A 15,548-nucleotide genomic window follows, 5' to 3' on the forward strand; every position below is an offset into this window, starting at 1 on the left:
TTGCGCTTTAAGCCTTCCGGCGTCAACTATACCGAACTATCCCAGCATAATTCCTTATTTTTCTATTATGGCATGATTCTTGCTATATTCTGTACAGTATTTCTTTTCTTCGCCCAAGAATTAAGGAGAACATCCATGAAACGCGCCAAAAGAGTCCTGGTCGTCGGCATTGACGGCTGTGTACGCAAGCTGGTTGAACAACATATTGCTGAAGGTATCTGCCCGAACTTCAAAAAAGTTTTTGAAAACGGCACCAAAAGCCTGAACAGCCTCTGCCCCATGCCCACCATCACGCCTCCGAACTGGGCCACCATTGCCACCGGAGCATGGCCGATCACTCACCAGATCACCGACTACTGGCGGCACATCCCCGGCACATCTCCCAACGCCTCCAATACGGAAATGAACTTCAGCGGCGAGCGCATCAAGGCTGAAACCATATGGGAAGCCGCCGAACGCGCCGGAAAAACCTCCATTGTGGTGAACTGGCCTACCTCCTACGGCCTGAACAAGCGTTTCAAAAACTCCATCATTCTCGGCGGCGCCGGCCTTTCCTGCGGCACAATTCAGGACAACGAAACTGCGGCAAAGCTGGGTTCACCCTACTCCGGCGGCCAGCTCTTCTGCGACGACCTCATCTGCTCTTCCCGCTTCCATCCCGGCGGCATTCAGGGCGAGCTCCAGCCTGCAAGAGGCTGGCAGAACGTGGACGAAATGGGTGACGATCCGCTGGAATTCCCCTTTGAGCTCACCTTTGAAAAAAGCCCATTCCGAATTAAAAGGCCTACCTGGTACTGGCTGGTGCGCGAACTCGGCGACGACGGATACGACACCGTAACGCTCTCCCCCACCCGCGACATGAACGACGCCTTCTTCACCCTGAAGCTCGGCGAATGGTCGGGACGTGTCTTCACCAATATCGAACTGGAAAATGGCTCCAAAAAAGAAGTGGCCTTCCTCGGCAGGATACTCAATCTCTCCGACGACGGCTCCGACTTCGACTTCTACATTACCCAGATGCTGAACACCGACGGCGACCTGTGGTGCTTCCCGCCCGAAGCTGCAAAGCCTCTGCGCGACATTGAAGCCGTACCCACCACCAAGGCGGGCTTCCTGCTCCGCATGATGGGCTGGTACGACGATGAAATGTTCTCCCAGCTCATTGAAATGCACAACAAGTGGCTGGGTGAAGCACTCGTCAAGCTCATGGAAAACAACGACTGGTCGCTGTGTTTCTTCCACACGCATCCCACCGATTCCGTGTATCACTACCTGATGACGGAACTCGACCCCGCCACCTGCTCCTCTAAAGAAGCCCACGACCATGCGTGGGAATTCCACCGCCGCCTGTACCGCTCCACCGACGCCATGCTCGGCAAGCTGCTGGAATGCGCGGATGACGGTGAAACGCTCATCATTCTCGTTTCCGACCACGGCTCCAAAGCCGACGGAGCACCCTTCGCTCCTACCATTCCGCTCATCGACGCCGGGCTTCTTGCCATTGATGAAACCAAGGAACCCAATGAAGCGGTGAAGCTCACCATCAAAAACCTCGGCAAGGCCCAGGCCGAAGCCATGCTCAAGGCCAACGCCGAACCCATCATCGAACAATCCAAGGCCTTCCCGCAGCGAACCTGCTACGTGTATGTGAACCTGAAGAGCAAATATCCCGGCGGTATTGTGGAAGATGAGGACTACTACAAGGTACAGCGCGAAATCATAGACGCCCTGTATGCCTATGTGGATCCCAACACCGGCAAGCATCCCGTGGCATGCTGCATGACCAAGGAAACTGCGCGTCTCATCGGCATGGGCGGCGATCAGTGTGGCGATGTCATATACACGCTGTGGCCCGAATACGGCTCCCAGCACGGCCCGTTCTTTGCCACCGAAAACTGGGGGCTCGGCGATCTGCACACGCTCTCCGTGTTCTACGGCCCCGGATTCAAAAAGGGTTATGAAATGGAAAGAAGCGTGCAGCTGGTCGATATTGTGCCCACCATCTGCTACATGCTCGGCCTTCCCTACCCCAAGGATTGCGAAGGCAGCGTTCTCTACCAGGCTCTTGAAGACCCGGATGCCTGTACTGTAAAGAATTAACTCACCGGGAAGGCCGGCCAGGCCTTCCCACTTTTATGACACTTCTACAGACGGAGGGGGAATCTTCATGTTCAAAACATTCGCCACAGTCGCAGCTGCAGCTATCCTGTCATTTGGCACTATTGCCGCTCCCGCCCAGGCAGCCTGGCCGGAACGTCCCGTAAAACTGCTCCTCGGCTCTGCTGCGGGCTCGTCCATCGACATGATCGGACGCCTCATCGCTCAGAAGCTGACGGAAAAGTTCGATCAGCCCTTTGTGCCGCAAAACGTGGCAGGGGTCGGACTCGGCACTTTTGCCATGACTCTGAAGAACTCCAAATCCGACGGCTATACCATCGGTTTCGGTCTTGACAACAATTTCACCAACGTGGCCCACGACCCCAACGCCCGCTTCAAACTGGCGGAATTCAAACCGCTGTGCACAGTCTTCAACGGCGATACCTCCTATATCGTCGCCCCGGACTGCCCTTGGAAAAACGTCAAGGAAGCCCTGGAAGCTTCGCGTAACACTCCTGTTTCCTTCCTGTTCCAGACGGCCATGGACCGCAACTGCTTCGAGCTGCTCGCTTCCCAGGTTCCCGGGGCGCAGGTCAAAATGATTCCTCAGAAATCGCCTTCCACCATCATGTCCGCCATCATGGGCGGTCACGGCGATATCGGCAGCTCCGGCGGCCTGCATTACGAACAGGCCCGCGCCGGCAAGGTACGCACGCTCACCATCATGACGAGCGACCCCTCGCCCAATTACCCCGACGTGGAACTGGCCAAGAACCTCTTCGACGACGTGGTCTGCCCCGACGCCTACCGTGTCATCATAGTCAAGTCTGACTTCCCCGCCGAAGCTGAAGCCGCTCTTACCGCGGCCCTTCAGGAAATCTGCACCGATCCAGAATTTGAAGCCGCCATTGAAAAGCTGCATTTCATTCCCCGCTACAAGAATACCGACGATACGGCGAAAATCTTTGCCCAGCAGTACGACGATCTGGCCAGATTCTGGAAAAAGTAATACCCCGGCGGCCCCGCCCTCTCAGGCGGGGTCAAACCTCTGCACCTGAGAGGAATCATGTACAGAGTCAATCTTCTCGCCTACCTGATCCTGCTGCTGTTCAGCCTGTTCGGCTTTTTCTACATCATCCCGAACTGGACCCCCCCTTACCCCGGCTTCGGTGTTCCTGCATCCTATGTTCCGGGCGTGCTCTGCTGGATCATCGCCATCCTTTCCGCCATAGGAATTCTGATCACCGTCATGCAGAAAACCGGCAAAGACAAGCCCTGCGAGCTCACTCCCCGGAAGTTCGGATATTTTCTGCTGCTGCTCCTGCCCATAGCGCTCAGCATGCCGCTCATGAAGATATTGGGGTTCGTACCCGGATCCATTGTTATCATAGCGGCCCTTCAGTTCCTGTGCGGAGAAAGGCGCTGGATACGCATTGTTCTTGTGTCCGTTCTTACTGCCGGTATCACCTACGCAGGGCTCTGGTACGGTCTTAAACTTCCGTTGCCATCATAAGGAATCACCATGGAAATGCTTGCCGGTTTTACAGATGCGTTCACCCTTCTGAATGCTTTCTATGTATTCATAGGCGTATTTATCGGCATTGCGGTCGGCTGTGTGCCCGGTCTCGGTGCAAACCTCGCCATTCCTGTTTGTATCCCGCTCACCTACTATATGTCTCCCATTGCGGCCATAGGTTTTCTGGTGGGCATCAACAAGGGCGGCATGTACGGCGGCTCCATCTCCGCCATACTCATCAACACTCCCGGTGACGTAGCCGCCGTGGCCACCACCTTCGACGGTTACCCCATGGCGTGCCAGGGGAAAGGATTCAAGGCCCTGAAAACGGCTCTGTTCTCCTCCTGCTTCGGTGATACGTTCTCCACACTCCTCGTCATCGGCGTGGCCGGTATCCTGGCCCAGTGGGCTCTGAAAATGGGCCCCACGGAAGTGCTTGCAGTGCTCATTCTTGCGCTTACGCTCATTGCAGCCCTGGAATCGCTCATCAAGGGTATTATTTCCGCATCCCTCGGCCTGCTGCTCGCCACGGTGGGCATGGAGCCCACTTCCGGCATGCCCCGCTTCACCTTCGGCTTCTATCAGCTTGAAAACGGCTTTTCCGTCGTTACCCTGGCCATAGGTATGCTGGCTGTGGCGGAGCTCATCAAACAAGTGCTCAACAAAGGGGAATTTTACCGCATCATCACGTTCAAGCAGAACGATGAAACGAGCAAGGCACAAAACCGCTTCACGCTCAAGGACTTTACACGTTGCTTCCCCGTATGGATACGTTCTTCCCTCATAGGCTCGTTCATCGGCGCCTGCCCCGGTCTCGGCTCCTCTGTCGCGGCATTTCTGAGCTACGGCATAGCCAAAAAGACCGCCGGCCCCTGCGACAAGTTCGGCGAGGGTGAAATCAAGGGTATTGCCGCTCCTGAAACGGCCAACAACGCCGTGGTGGGCGCAGCCCTCATTCCTCTGTTCACGCTGGGCATTCCCGGTTCCGTGGCCGCATCGCTGCTCATAGGTGCATTCATCATTCACGGCATCACTCCCGGCCCGCTTATGTTCGAAGAACACGGCCGCGCCGTGGCCGGTATTTACGGCAGTATGGTTGTGGGCTCCATAGCATGCCTCATTCTCGGCCTGTGCAGCAACCGCATTTTTGTAAAAATGCTGGAAGTGCCCAAAATCATCCTCTACCCCATCATCCTGTACATCTGCATCATGGGCACCTACGCCACCAACAGCGAACCGCTCGATGTGTACCTGATGGCCGGCATGGCGATCATAGGCCTGCTGTTCAAGCTCTCCGGCTTTTCCTTCGTCACTTTCATCATCGGCTTTGTGCTGGGCGGCCAGTTCGAACTGGCTCTGCAGCAGACCATCATCGCCTCCGACGGCAACCTGCTGGTTCTTTTCACCAGGCCCATCTCCTGCGTGATGATGATTCTTTCGCTGCTGTTCGTGGCATGGAACATCTGGAGCACCTACTTCCGCAAACGTGAATGTACCGATCCTGAAGCAAAATAACCCATATCCACGCCGGGCATGCGCATGCAGCCTTGCACCAAGCGCATGCCCGGCCATATCAAGGCTTTCTCCTCCCCGTAAAGAGAACGCTAAAACTTTTCCCATGAGGCCCGACATGAAACTCCGCTCCCCTCTCCTGCTGCTTGCGCTTCTGTGCACAGGCTATGCCCTGAGCTTTTTCCACAGGGTATGCCCCGCCGTGCTGGCACCGGAGCTGATGGAAGCCTTCAAACTTGACGCGACCTCCTTCAGCCTCATCAGCTCAGCCACCATGCTGGGCTACGCAGTCACCCAGATTCCCTCCGGGCTCCTGGCGGATATCATGGGCGGACGCAGAACCATGGCTCTTTATCAGGTACTTGCGGGCTCCTTCTGCATCGCATTCACGTTCTGCGGCAGCATGGCGCCGGCAGTATTCTGCCGCTTTCTGCTCGGACTTACGCTGGCATGCAACGTACCCGCCTATAAAATCCTCGCTGCCAGCGTCCCCGCCGACCGTTATGCCCAGTACTGCAGCATCCTCACAGGGTGCAGCGCCGTGGGCACACTGCTTGCAGCCAGCCCCCTGGTAGCCCTTACCAATCTTGTGGGCTGGCAGATAGCCCTGCTGCTTGCGGGTATCTTCACCGTTCTTATCGGTGTTGCCGTCTTTCTCCTTCTGGAGGATTCCGACTGTGCAAACTCCAGGGACGTACCCTCTCCCTTGGAAAATCTCAGGGCACTCAAGAAAGGCCTCTACGAAGTCGTTCACCTGAAGAACTTCTGGCTCATCTTCCTGTGGTTCATGTTCATGATCGGCAACATGTTCGTTCTTCTCACCACATGGTGGGGCAGCTACCTCATGGAAGCCAACGGACTGAGCAAGGAGGCCACCGGCCTGAGCCTGTCCATCATGTCCCTGGGTCCGCTTCCCCTGCTCGTAGTCGTTCCGTGGCTGTCCGACAATGTGTTCCGTTCCCGCAGAATCTTTCTTCTCGCCGCAGCCCTGCTCGAAAGCGCGGCCCTGGCCTATGTCTGCTTCAGCAGCAGCGCTCTTTCCTTTACGGAACTCACCGTTGCGGGGCTGTCCATCAGCGCCGCCACCACCTGCATGGGCCCCCTCAGCTTCACCATGGTCAAGGAAAGCGTTCCCTCTTCCGCCCTGGCTTCCGCCTGCGGTTTTCTGAACTGCAGCGGCCCGGTTATGGCCGCAGTGCTCCAGTGGCTCGTAGGCGCAGTGTTGACATGGCAGACGAATTCCGGATCAACCGTGCAGGGGGCCTATTCCTGCGCTTTTCTCCTCCTTCTGGCAGGAAGCCTGACGGCCCTTGCAGCTTCCCTGTTTATGAAAGACACACTCAAAAGGTAAATCATGACCGGCGAAGAAATCTACAACTTTACACAGGAGACGCTTTGCGCCCTGGCCCGTGCGGCCGGCGTGGGCGTGGAGTTCATGGAACCCATTGTTCTCATGGGCAAACTCAGAGTGCATAAGACACCGGAAAAAGACGACGCCTACTACTGGCAGCAGACGCTTCTGCTGCGCGTCCGACGCGAACGCGGAGAACTCGGCACCACTTGGATCTTCTTTGATGCCGAAGGAAGGGAACTCACCCGTCTTTTTCAGGAAAAACACAAACAATAAGGAGCAATCGACATGGCTACCGGTAAAAACGTCTTCGTTCTCTTTTCTCAGGTCTCCGACGATATTCTTAAAAACAGCGAAGCCGAAATTCTCGTAAAAATGCGCCGCAAGGGTGCTCTCGTTCCCCTCTCTGTGGTGAACGACGTGAAGGTGGAAGCTCTGGCCGGCGCTCCCGCCGGAGAAAGCATGGCCGACGCCGCAAAGGCCGCCGGCTATGTGGTGGAACCCATCGCTGCGGGCAGCGAGCTCTCTGTGGTTGAAGACCTCGCCGACGAAGCCGCACTTCTTGCCGAACTCGACAAGGCCTTTGCCCTTGCCTCCACCAAAATGATCATTGTGGTGGTCACCCCCACCATGGCCCTGTTCTACGGCCTCGGCATCGAACGCAACCTCGTGCTCGACAAGCCTCTGCCTGCAGCCAGCATCGCGCCCACTCTGGCATGGCTCGGAGACCTGCCGCTGCCCGCCCAGGTGGAAGCCGCCCCGGCTTATGCCGTCATCAAGGGCTTGAACTTCAAGGCCAAGGAAATCGCCAAGCTCAAGGACGCCAACGATGCCCTCATGCTTAAAATAGAACGCGACAACCGCAAGCCCTGGGACAAGCACGACTGCGCCTGATCGCAGGGCATCTTCCCTTTCCGTTGCCCGGGGCACGCACCGCCTGCTCCGGGCGCTTTCTTACCTCTTCAGCCCGCCGGCAAGGAAAAAGCCATGCAGCTTACCGTCGCCTATCACAGAAACGGGAATGTCCACACCATTGAAACCGGTGGCGCGGCCCTCGGCAACATCGTCATCGACAACACCAACGTGCCCGCCGATCAGCGCGGCGGCACGGCCAAGCAGCTTCTCGGCGCCGCCGCCCTCTACTGCTATGCCGCGGCCCTCAACGCCGCCATGGAAGCCAGAGGCCTCAAGCACAACAGCCTCGACCTTACCGCCCTCATGGACGTAGGCGCTAATGAAAAAGGCCAGAGCCGTGTCCTGAAGATCACCATCACCGCCAATGTGGGCATCGACGAAGAAGACCTCGACCTCTTCGACCGCGTGGCCCGCGTCATGAAAAACGGATGCCTGGTCACCGGATCCCTGCACGACGGCATTGAAATGGAGTATAAGCTCAACCCCGTGTGGGAAGACGACTGATTTTTTCTGCAGCACACCTGTTTCTCATGCCGCGCTTCTTCACGGGCGGCGTAAAAAAAGCCCCGTGCGGAAAATGCGCGGGGCCTTTCCGGTACAAACACCGGTGGTGCAACGTCCTGCAAAACACTTAGCGCCGGTTCCAGGGCATGCGCGCCAGAAGAAGGCCGAGGCCGCAGAATCCGGTGACTCCGGCGAACACGAGGCCGGCGCCCACGAAGGCGGAAAGCCAGAGCATGGGTGCCCAGACAAGGCCGCCCAGAAGCCCGAGGATCACCAGGGAGCCCGCCCCTATCTGTATCTGCCGGAAAAGCGGGAATTGCGCGCGCCCCGCCTTCGTGGGGAGGCCTTCCTTCTTCCAGCCGGAAAGGCCGCCTTCCATCTGCCAGGCCTGCGTATCCCCGGCAAGGCGCAGGAGAAGGTCGGCGTTCTTTTCCGTACGATTTCCCGAGCGGCAGAAAAAAATGACCGGCTTTTCCGGTGCGTCGGCATCCTTGAGCGGATAGGATTCCGCAATGGAAAGCGGCACGAGGCGCGCATCGGGGATGAAATTCTCGGCGTATTCCGAGCTCTCCCTGATATCCACGAGGCGTGCCTCCCCCTTTTGCAGCATCTCGAAGGCCTTGCGCGGAGCAATGGTAGGCAGCATGGCGGCTCTCCTTGTTTTTTCCAAACATTGGCAGGAAAAGGTAAAACACGCAAGGGAGCTTTTCCTCTCTCTTCTGAAATGCGCTCCGTGCAGGCCGACTACAAGACGCTCCCGCCCGATACTCTCCCTGCGTCCGCCCCTCTCCCAGCCCCATGAAAGCGTTTTCCGCCGTCATGACGAAGCGCTGTTTTCCAGACACAACAACTCATCCTCTGCATCATACCTCTCCGTAACAGCCCCGCAGAAAGACGCACATGACAACCCCTGTCCCTTTCTTCCCAAGGCACTGTACCTGGGATACGCCGCCCCTGCATTCCTTCGGAGACGATGGAAGGGATGATTGACAATTCCGGTAAAAGCGTACTAGATTTCACACCGTTTCCCATGATGGGGAAACATACGATCCCGTGGAAACTGTTTGAAGGCCGCAGGGCCGACTAACAGCGGAGGGAGCTCTGGAGAATCCCGTTTGGGTGCCGAAGGTGCAAGGCTAACGCCGAAACTCTCAGGCCAAAGGACAGAGCTTAGGAACGTACCGCACGACATATCTGCCGCCGTATCCCTAAGCGTTTTCTCTGGAGCAAATCGCATGGATTTGCTCTTTTTTTTACCCTGAAACAGGGCGGCGAAAACGCGAAGGACATGCCGCCCGAAGGAATGTGCCATGGAATTCATCGCTCAGGTAGTGGATGCGGTCAACAGCGTGCTCTGGGGCTGGCTCCTGCTCTTTCTGCTCTGCGGCACGGGCATTTTTTACACCATCCGCCTGCGTTTCATCCAGCTTCGCAAATTTCCCCTCGCCTTCCGCCGCCTGTTCAGCAATATTTCCCTGAACGGCGAAAGCGCCGACCATACCGGAATGAGCTCATTCCAGGCCCTGGCCACCGCCGTGGCCGCGCAGGTGGGCACGGGCAACATCGCGGGAGCGGCCACGGCCATAGCCGCAGGCGGCCCTGGGGCCATATTCTGGATGTGGCTCAGCGCCTTCTTCGGCATGGCGACCAACTACGCCGAAGCCGTGCTTGCCCAGAAATACAAAAGCACCAACGAACGCGGCGAAACTGTCGGCGGTCCGGCCTACTACATCCGCGCCGCATTCACCGGCCCCTTCGGTTCATGCCTCGCGGCCTTCTTTTCCATCGCCATCATCCTCGCCCTAGGCTTCATGGGCAACATGGTGCAGTCCAACTCCATAGGCGCGGCCTTCGGCACAGCCTTCGGCGTTTCCCCCGTGCTTGTGGGCGTCGTCGTCGCGCTCATTTCCGCCGCCATATTCCTCGGCGGCGCGAAACGCATCGCCTGGGTCATGGAAAAACTCGTACCTCTCATGGCGTTTCTCTATGTGGGCGGATGCCTCATCATCATTTTCGCCAACATCTCCGCCCTGCCCGGCGCGTTCAAAACCATTTTCGTCATGGCCTTCGACCCGCAGTCCGCAGGCGGCGGAGCTCTCGGCATCACCGTGCGCGAAGCCATGCGCTACGGCGTGGCCCGCGGCCTCTTTTCCAACGAAGCCGGCATGGGTTCCACGCCCCATGCCCACGCCCTGGCCAAGGTGGCCCACCCCGACGATCAGGGCATGATGGCCATGATGGGCGTGTTCATCGACACTTTCGTGGTGCTCACCTGCACGGCCCTTGTCATCGTCATCACCGGAGTGTGGAACTCGGGCAGCACTGGCACGGAACTCGCCCAGATCGCCTTTGACACCGTGTTCGGCTCCTTCGGCAATATCTACATTGCAATCTGCCTGTTCTTTTTCGCCTTTTCCACCATTATCGGCTGGTATTTCTTCGGTGAGGCCAACGTGAAGGCGCTCTTCGGCGCAAAGTATGTGAAGCTCTACGCCGCCATTGTTGTTATCTTCATCGTCATCGGTTCAGGCCTCAAGGTGAACCTTGTGTGGAACATGTCCGACATGTTCAACGGCCTCATGGTCCTGCCCAACCTCGTCGGCCTGCTGGCCCTTTCCGGCGTGGTTGCGGCGATTGCAAAAAGCAAAAAATAACCCGGCGGCCGTGCCCGGGCAGAAAAGGCCGCTTCCCCATCCTTCAAGGAAGCGGCCTTTTTCCGCCGTCTGCCGGGTACGCTGCTATGTCCAGGAAAAATCGAACCCGGGGTTCCGCCGGTTGATATACCCCGTCCAGACTTCACAGGAAAATTCCCGCCGGAGGAATTCGGCCAGCGCGTCGCGGGCAGCCGCGACCTCTTCCTGATTGACGCCCTCAAAGCCGTCTATGGGAAAAAGCACATGGCCTGTCGCTTCCGTAATCCTGCCGTCTTCGCTCTGCCTCCATATCCAGCGGCGCGTCTTCACCGTGTTGCCGCTCACATAGACGAGCTCGCCTGCGGGCATATTCTCCGCCTGCTCTTCCCCCATACCGAGAAAATGATCCTGCACCGTGGAAAAACGGATCTCCATGCCTGCGGCATGAAGTTTATCGATATCATGCGCTCCCATGGGAAGCTGATATTGAAGGGAAAAGGCATTTCCCAGATCCACAATGGGATTGATGTGGGGCAGACGGCCGTTTTTCTGCACCCGCTTCATCAACGCTTCAATGGAACAGGGAAATTTATTGGGATTCATGCCAAGCTTTGTAAAAGCCTCGCGATATGCCGCCACAAAAGGAATATCGCGCACCGAGGCCTCCCTGAAGCATTCTGCAAAATTTACGGCGTTGTCCTCCAGCATGCGGGCAATGGCCCCTCTTTCGCGGGTATTATCCAGTCCCCGTGCCGCCACCACCCCCAGGCAATAACCGGGAAGTCTCTGAAAAACCTCTTCCTCAACAGCAAATCGTTTCATTGCGCACCCTCAGCCTGAACCGGCAGCATCTGTACCAAAGCATGCCCCCTACTCTGCTATAAAAACTGCGCCAGCACAATCAGTACCGGAAATGCCGGGAGCAGATTCGTCAGGCGAACCTGTGTGATATTCAGCAGCATAAGCCCTATGCCGATGATGAACAGCCCGCCTACTGCGGTCAGCTCATTGAGCAGTTCCGCTCCCAGCCAAGGCTGAATCAGCCCCGCGAGCAGCACCAGAAAACCCTGATACAGCAGAAGAGGAACAGCGGCAAAAGATACTCCGAGGCCGTAAGCGGAAGCAAGCGCCACAGCCGTAAACCCATCCATGATAGACTTGGAATACACCAGGGTTCTGTCCCCGCGCAGCCCCTCGTCAAACGATCCGATGATGGACATGGCTCCAATACAGAATACAACCGTGGCGTTGATCAACCCTTCCGTAAAACGAGGGTCGGCCGAATGAAGCCTGTTCTTCAGCCTGTCGCTCAAACGCATGAATCTCGATTCCAGATCGCACGCCTCTCCGCACAGGCCTCCCAGAAGAACGCTGAAAATTAAAGCCACTGGGGAAGCTGTCTTAAATGCCATTTGCATGCCTATAAGCAGCGTGCACAGGCCCAACCCCTGAAAAACAATAGTTCGCATGCGTTCAGGCAGGCGAGAGCCAAGGGCCAGCCCTATTAATCCTCCGGCAACAACGGCGGAAGCGTTGACTATGGGACCAATGGGAAAAAACATGGATGCTCCTTACAGAAAAGGGCGTTGATTTCTCTATGTCATGGATAACGGAATAGGATATATTCATCATTCAATATGGGGAAAATGCCTCTGCCGTGCAAGCCTTCCCTGTTCTGCCCTGCCCTCCGCGGGCGGGGCAGAACATTGTCAGGCAGGGCGGGCTTCCATGTGAATCTTACGCCGCTGGAAGATGATCAGCAGAACAAAGCATGCCATGCCTGCTCCGAACACAAGGGGGTTGAAGGAAAAAAGCGTCCAGATCAGGGCGGCACACGCTCCGCCGGCAAGCAGACGTTCCAGGGCTGAAAGCTCCCTGGCCCCATAGCCGACGATGAACACGCCAAACAGCGTGACGGCCGTCACGGCAATCAGAAAATAGCCAAGAATCACCAGGCCGTTATCAGGAGCAGTGACAATGAGCATATCCGGGCAGAAGACCACAAGGAAGGGAATGAGGAATCCCACGCAGCCCACCTTGGACGCCTCCAGGGCCGTTCTCATGTATCCTGCCCCTGCTATGCCCGCAGCCGGCACCGCAGAAGTGGCGATGGGAGGCGTGATGCAGGAAAACACCGCGAAGACAAACACGAACATGTGCGCCGCAAAAAGATCCACACCAAGATTCGTCAGCGTGGGCACACCCACCAGGGAAACAATGAGATAGGCCGCCAGAGTGGGCAGGCCGCAGCCCAGAAGAATACACACCAGCGCGGTAAGCACCAGGGCGAGGAATATGCTTCCATGGCACCACAGGGCTATGACGGAAGGAATTTTGACGCCCAGCATGGTTTTGGTCATGGTGGAAATAATGGGGCCGAGCACCGCACAGGTAACGCCGATTTTCGCGCCCGTCACCGCGCCGTCCACCAGCGCGGGCACAATGCGGCGAAGCAGCGACCAGTCCCCCTTGCGCCAGATATCGGCGACATTGAGTACAAGCAGGGATATCAGCGCCCAGAAAATGGTGAACATGGGCGTATATCCAAGCAGAAGGATAATGGTGATGATCACCAGCGGAAGCACGAACACAGGCGCTTCCCACAGGAAATTCCGCAGATTGAAGTCAACTTTAAGATTGGAAGCGTCTATCCGAAGCTTTTTGGCCTGAAGCTGCGCGTATACGCCCACGGAATAGAAATAAAGTACTGCGGGGAGGAATCCGGCGACCATGACGTCGGCATAAGGGCGCTGAACCATTTCCGCCAGCACAAACGCCGTCGCCCCCATGATGGGTGGCATGATCTGCCCGCCTGTGGAAGCCGCAGCCTCAACCGCGCCTGCCTGATAGGGATGATATCCGGCTTTTTTCATGAGCGGAATGGTGAATGCGCCGGTAGTGGCGACATTGGCCATGGCGCTCCCGGTAACGGAGCCCATGAGCGCGGAAGAAATGACCGCCGAAATGGCCGGGCCGCCGGCCATGCGCCGTCCGGCAAGGTACCCCACCTGATTGAAGAATGTGGACGCACCGGTAACGCCGAGAACACTGCCGAACACCACAAAAAGAAATATGTAGTTCGCGCTGATTGCGAGGGAAGAGCCATAAATGCCGTTATCCAGGCCCATGCAGAAGCTGACAAGAATATCCTGGATATCGAGCTTGGGCGCGGCAAGGATGCCGGAGAGATAGTGCCCGAACAGGGCGTAGAGAATAAAGCACAGCGCCACACAGGGGAACACAAGACCAAAGGCCCGGCGGGAGGCCTCAAGTCCGAGCAGCACCAGCAGCGTACCGACCACCATATCCTGCGTGGTCAGCATAAGCACCGGGGCCCGGAGCATCTGCAGATCTTCAAATTCAAAAAAGACATATCCCGTTGCATAAAGGGACAGGAGAACCAGAGCCCCGGCCGTCCAGCGCGAAAGCGGCGTCTCCGCCTTGTGCATGGCGTAGAGAAACACCATGATCAGGGCCAGCATATAATGAAGATTGAGGTGCTGAATAGGGCCAAGCAGCAGAACCTGCGTGTACAACAGATGATACGTCACCATAAAGACAGACAATATGATGACAAGTTTGGACAAAGCGCGATCAAGAAAATTTTGCATAGATGCTCCTGTGACTGTTCCGCGATTTCCTACGTCGCCGGGGCCGTCGGGCCCCGGCGCAGTTCGGGCAGTTTAGCGCAGTCCCTTTTCCTTCAGGTATCTGAGCGTGCCGGGATGAATGAGGGAATCCGGAAGTTCCTTGGGAGGCATGACTGTTTCCGGAGCAGTGCCGCGGGCATCGGGGGTATACTTTCTCAGTTCTTCCCCGTTTTCATACAATGTCTTGAAAACGGCATAGGCCACTTCATCCGGAAGCTCTTCAAAGGCATAAAAACCGAGCTGTTCAGACCAGGCCAGCACAGGTTCGGCCGGCACGCCCTCCGCAATGGCGTTGGCCGGAATTTCCAGGGGCGGATAGATGAAGCCGTCGCGCTTGGCCGCTTCCGCCAGTTTTTCAGGAGTAAAGGAAATCAGGTGAGGATTGCCCCGGGAGGCCACGATTTCGGCATAAACCGATACCGGCTGCCAGTGATCGTCGGGAATGATGCCCACGCCGAGCACCATGCAGTCGAGGCTGCCGTCGATGATGCTGTCTTTCAGGCTGGACCAGTTCATCCAGAAGGGTTTCATATCGTCGGAACCGGGAATGGAATCGCGCATGATGGACCACATGGTACGCCCCTGCATGCTGGGCTGAGGGCCGAGGCCGATGCGCTTTCCGGAAAGATCCGCCAGCGTCCTGATGTTCGGATCCAGGGTGATCAAAGTTTCCGCATGGACGCATGCGCCTGCAACAAACCGGAATTTCTCAAATTTTTTAGGGAAGGGGGAAACGCCCTGGATAGCTTCCTGCAACGGAATGGCGCTGCCCGCCACCAGCCTGTCGGCCGGAGAGGCCGAAGCCTTGATAATGCCGGCGGCATTGCCGGTAGTTTCCACGGGTACCAGCTTGATATCGGGATGCTGCGTCTTAAACACTTCGGACAAAGCGTAAGACAAATTGTAAAGGGTACCGCCAAACATGCCAGCCTCTACCTCGATTGTGGGGCTTGCGGCCTGGGCGGGAATTGCCGCAGCAGAAAACAAAGAAAGCCCCGTTGCAAGCAAAATGTTTTTCACCATGCTCATACAATACTCCTTTAAAAGATGCGGCTGTTTAGGTTGGACTTATTCATAACGATATGATAAATGCTCTTTAACAACCTCCTTTACGGTTAATATGTGAAACATAATAATTCTATTTGGAGTACATTATGATTAATGAATTCAACGGTGATTTTCTTCAGTGGATACGTGGTTTTTATTATGTCGCAAGGACTGGAAGCATAACAAAGGCTTCCAAGAAGATGAATAGAAGTCAATCCTCTATATCATATCAAATACAATGTCTTGAACGGCAATTGAATGTTTCTCTTTTTGATCGTATCAACAATCACTTGAAAATTACTCCCCAGGGCCTGCGCTTACTG

The 15,548-nt window shown here is 56.6% G+C and carries 15 protein-coding genes and 1 riboswitch; of the genes, 10 read left to right on the forward strand and 5 right to left on the reverse strand.

Annotation, left to right across the window (positions count from 1 at the left end; translation table 11 throughout):
* Positions 1-135: 135 nt before the first annotated feature.
* The 8 genes from K8W16_RS11165 (at position 136) to K8W16_RS11200 (ending at position 7,895) form a co-directional block, all read left to right on the forward strand.
* Positions 136-2,100, forward strand: coding sequence for an alkaline phosphatase family protein (locus tag K8W16_RS11165; RefSeq protein ID WP_304123754.1), 1,965 nt, complete (start codon positions 136-138; stop codon positions 2,098-2,100).
* A gap of 67 nt (positions 2,101-2,167) precedes the next feature.
* Positions 2,168-3,106, forward strand: coding sequence for a tripartite tricarboxylate transporter substrate binding protein (locus tag K8W16_RS11170; RefSeq protein WP_304123756.1), 939 nt, complete (start codon positions 2,168-2,170; stop codon positions 3,104-3,106).
* Positions 3,107-3,163: 57 nt separating this feature from the next.
* On the forward strand, positions 3,164-3,610 hold the full coding sequence (locus K8W16_RS11175; RefSeq protein ID WP_304123759.1) for a tripartite tricarboxylate transporter TctB family protein: 447 nt from the start codon (positions 3,164-3,166) through the stop codon (positions 3,608-3,610).
* Positions 3,611-3,619: 9 nt separating this feature from the next.
* On the forward strand, positions 3,620-5,128 hold the full coding sequence (locus tag K8W16_RS11180) for a tripartite tricarboxylate transporter permease (protein WP_304123762.1): 1,509 nt from the start codon (positions 3,620-3,622) through the stop codon (positions 5,126-5,128).
* Between the two features lie 115 nt (positions 5,129-5,243).
* Entirely contained in the window at positions 5,244-6,476 is a 1,233-nt protein-coding gene (locus K8W16_RS11185; protein WP_304123764.1) for an MFS transporter, read from the forward strand.
* 3 nt (positions 6,477-6,479) lie between these two features.
* Positions 6,480-6,752 (forward strand): hypothetical protein, encoded by a 273-nt coding sequence (locus tag K8W16_RS11190; protein WP_304123768.1) that lies wholly within the window; start codon positions 6,480-6,482, stop codon positions 6,750-6,752.
* A 12-nt stretch (positions 6,753-6,764) separates the two neighbouring features.
* Positions 6,765-7,370 carry a hypothetical protein gene (locus K8W16_RS11195; RefSeq protein WP_304123770.1) on the forward strand — a complete coding sequence of 202 codons (606 nt, stop codon included), beginning with the start codon at positions 6,765-6,767 and terminating at the stop codon, positions 7,368-7,370.
* 93 nt (positions 7,371-7,463) lie between these two features.
* Positions 7,464-7,895, forward strand: a complete 432-nt coding sequence (locus K8W16_RS11200) for an OsmC family protein (RefSeq protein WP_304123773.1) — start codon at positions 7,464-7,466, stop codon at positions 7,893-7,895.
* 127 nt (positions 7,896-8,022) lie between these two features.
* Here the strand turns inward: K8W16_RS11200 and K8W16_RS11205 are convergent, their stop codons facing one another.
* Complete coding sequence (locus K8W16_RS11205; RefSeq protein WP_304123776.1) at positions 8,023-8,541, reverse strand: rhodanese family protein; 519 nt, start codon at positions 8,539-8,541, stop codon at positions 8,023-8,025.
* Positions 8,542-8,986: 445 nt separating this feature from the next.
* Positions 8,987-9,072: riboswitch (glycine riboswitch) on the forward strand.
* A gap of 133 nt (positions 9,073-9,205) precedes the next feature.
* On the opposite strand from K8W16_RS11205, the gene K8W16_RS11210 reads away from it, so the two are divergent.
* A complete protein-coding gene (locus K8W16_RS11210; protein WP_304123779.1) occupies positions 9,206-10,549 on the forward strand; it encodes a sodium:alanine symporter family protein in 1,344 nt (447 codons plus the stop codon).
* An 84-nt stretch (positions 10,550-10,633) separates the two neighbouring features.
* Here K8W16_RS11210 and K8W16_RS11215 read toward each other — a convergent pair whose 3' ends face one another.
* From K8W16_RS11215 to K8W16_RS11230, 4 genes are all read right to left on the reverse strand, one after another.
* The gene (locus tag K8W16_RS11215) at positions 10,634-11,350 is read right to left on the reverse strand and encodes a B3/4 domain-containing protein (RefSeq protein ID WP_304123781.1); all 717 of its coding nucleotides are present in this window, start codon (positions 11,348-11,350) and stop codon (positions 10,634-10,636) included.
* Between the two features lie 56 nt (positions 11,351-11,406).
* The gene (locus tag K8W16_RS11220; protein ID WP_304123784.1) at positions 11,407-12,090 is read right to left on the reverse strand and encodes a DUF554 domain-containing protein; all 684 of its coding nucleotides are present in this window, start codon (positions 12,088-12,090) and stop codon (positions 11,407-11,409) included.
* Positions 12,091-12,237: 147 nt separating this feature from the next.
* Positions 12,238-14,139, reverse strand: coding sequence for a TRAP transporter fused permease subunit (locus K8W16_RS11225; protein WP_304123786.1), 1,902 nt, complete (start codon positions 14,137-14,139; stop codon positions 12,238-12,240).
* Positions 14,140-14,211: 72 nt separating this feature from the next.
* The gene (locus K8W16_RS11230) at positions 14,212-15,207 is read right to left on the reverse strand and encodes a TAXI family TRAP transporter solute-binding subunit (protein WP_304123789.1); all 996 of its coding nucleotides are present in this window, start codon (positions 15,205-15,207) and stop codon (positions 14,212-14,214) included.
* 125 nt (positions 15,208-15,332) lie between these two features.
* On the opposite strand from K8W16_RS11230, the gene K8W16_RS11235 reads away from it, so the two are divergent.
* Positions 15,333-15,548, forward strand: a 216-nt coding sequence (locus K8W16_RS11235; protein ID WP_304123791.1) for a LysR family transcriptional regulator, incomplete at its 3' end; no start/stop codon positions are given.

The organism is Mailhella massiliensis (genome assembly GCF_020741395.1).
GTDB lineage: Bacteria > Desulfobacterota > Desulfovibrionia > Desulfovibrionales > Desulfovibrionaceae > Mailhella > Mailhella massiliensis_A.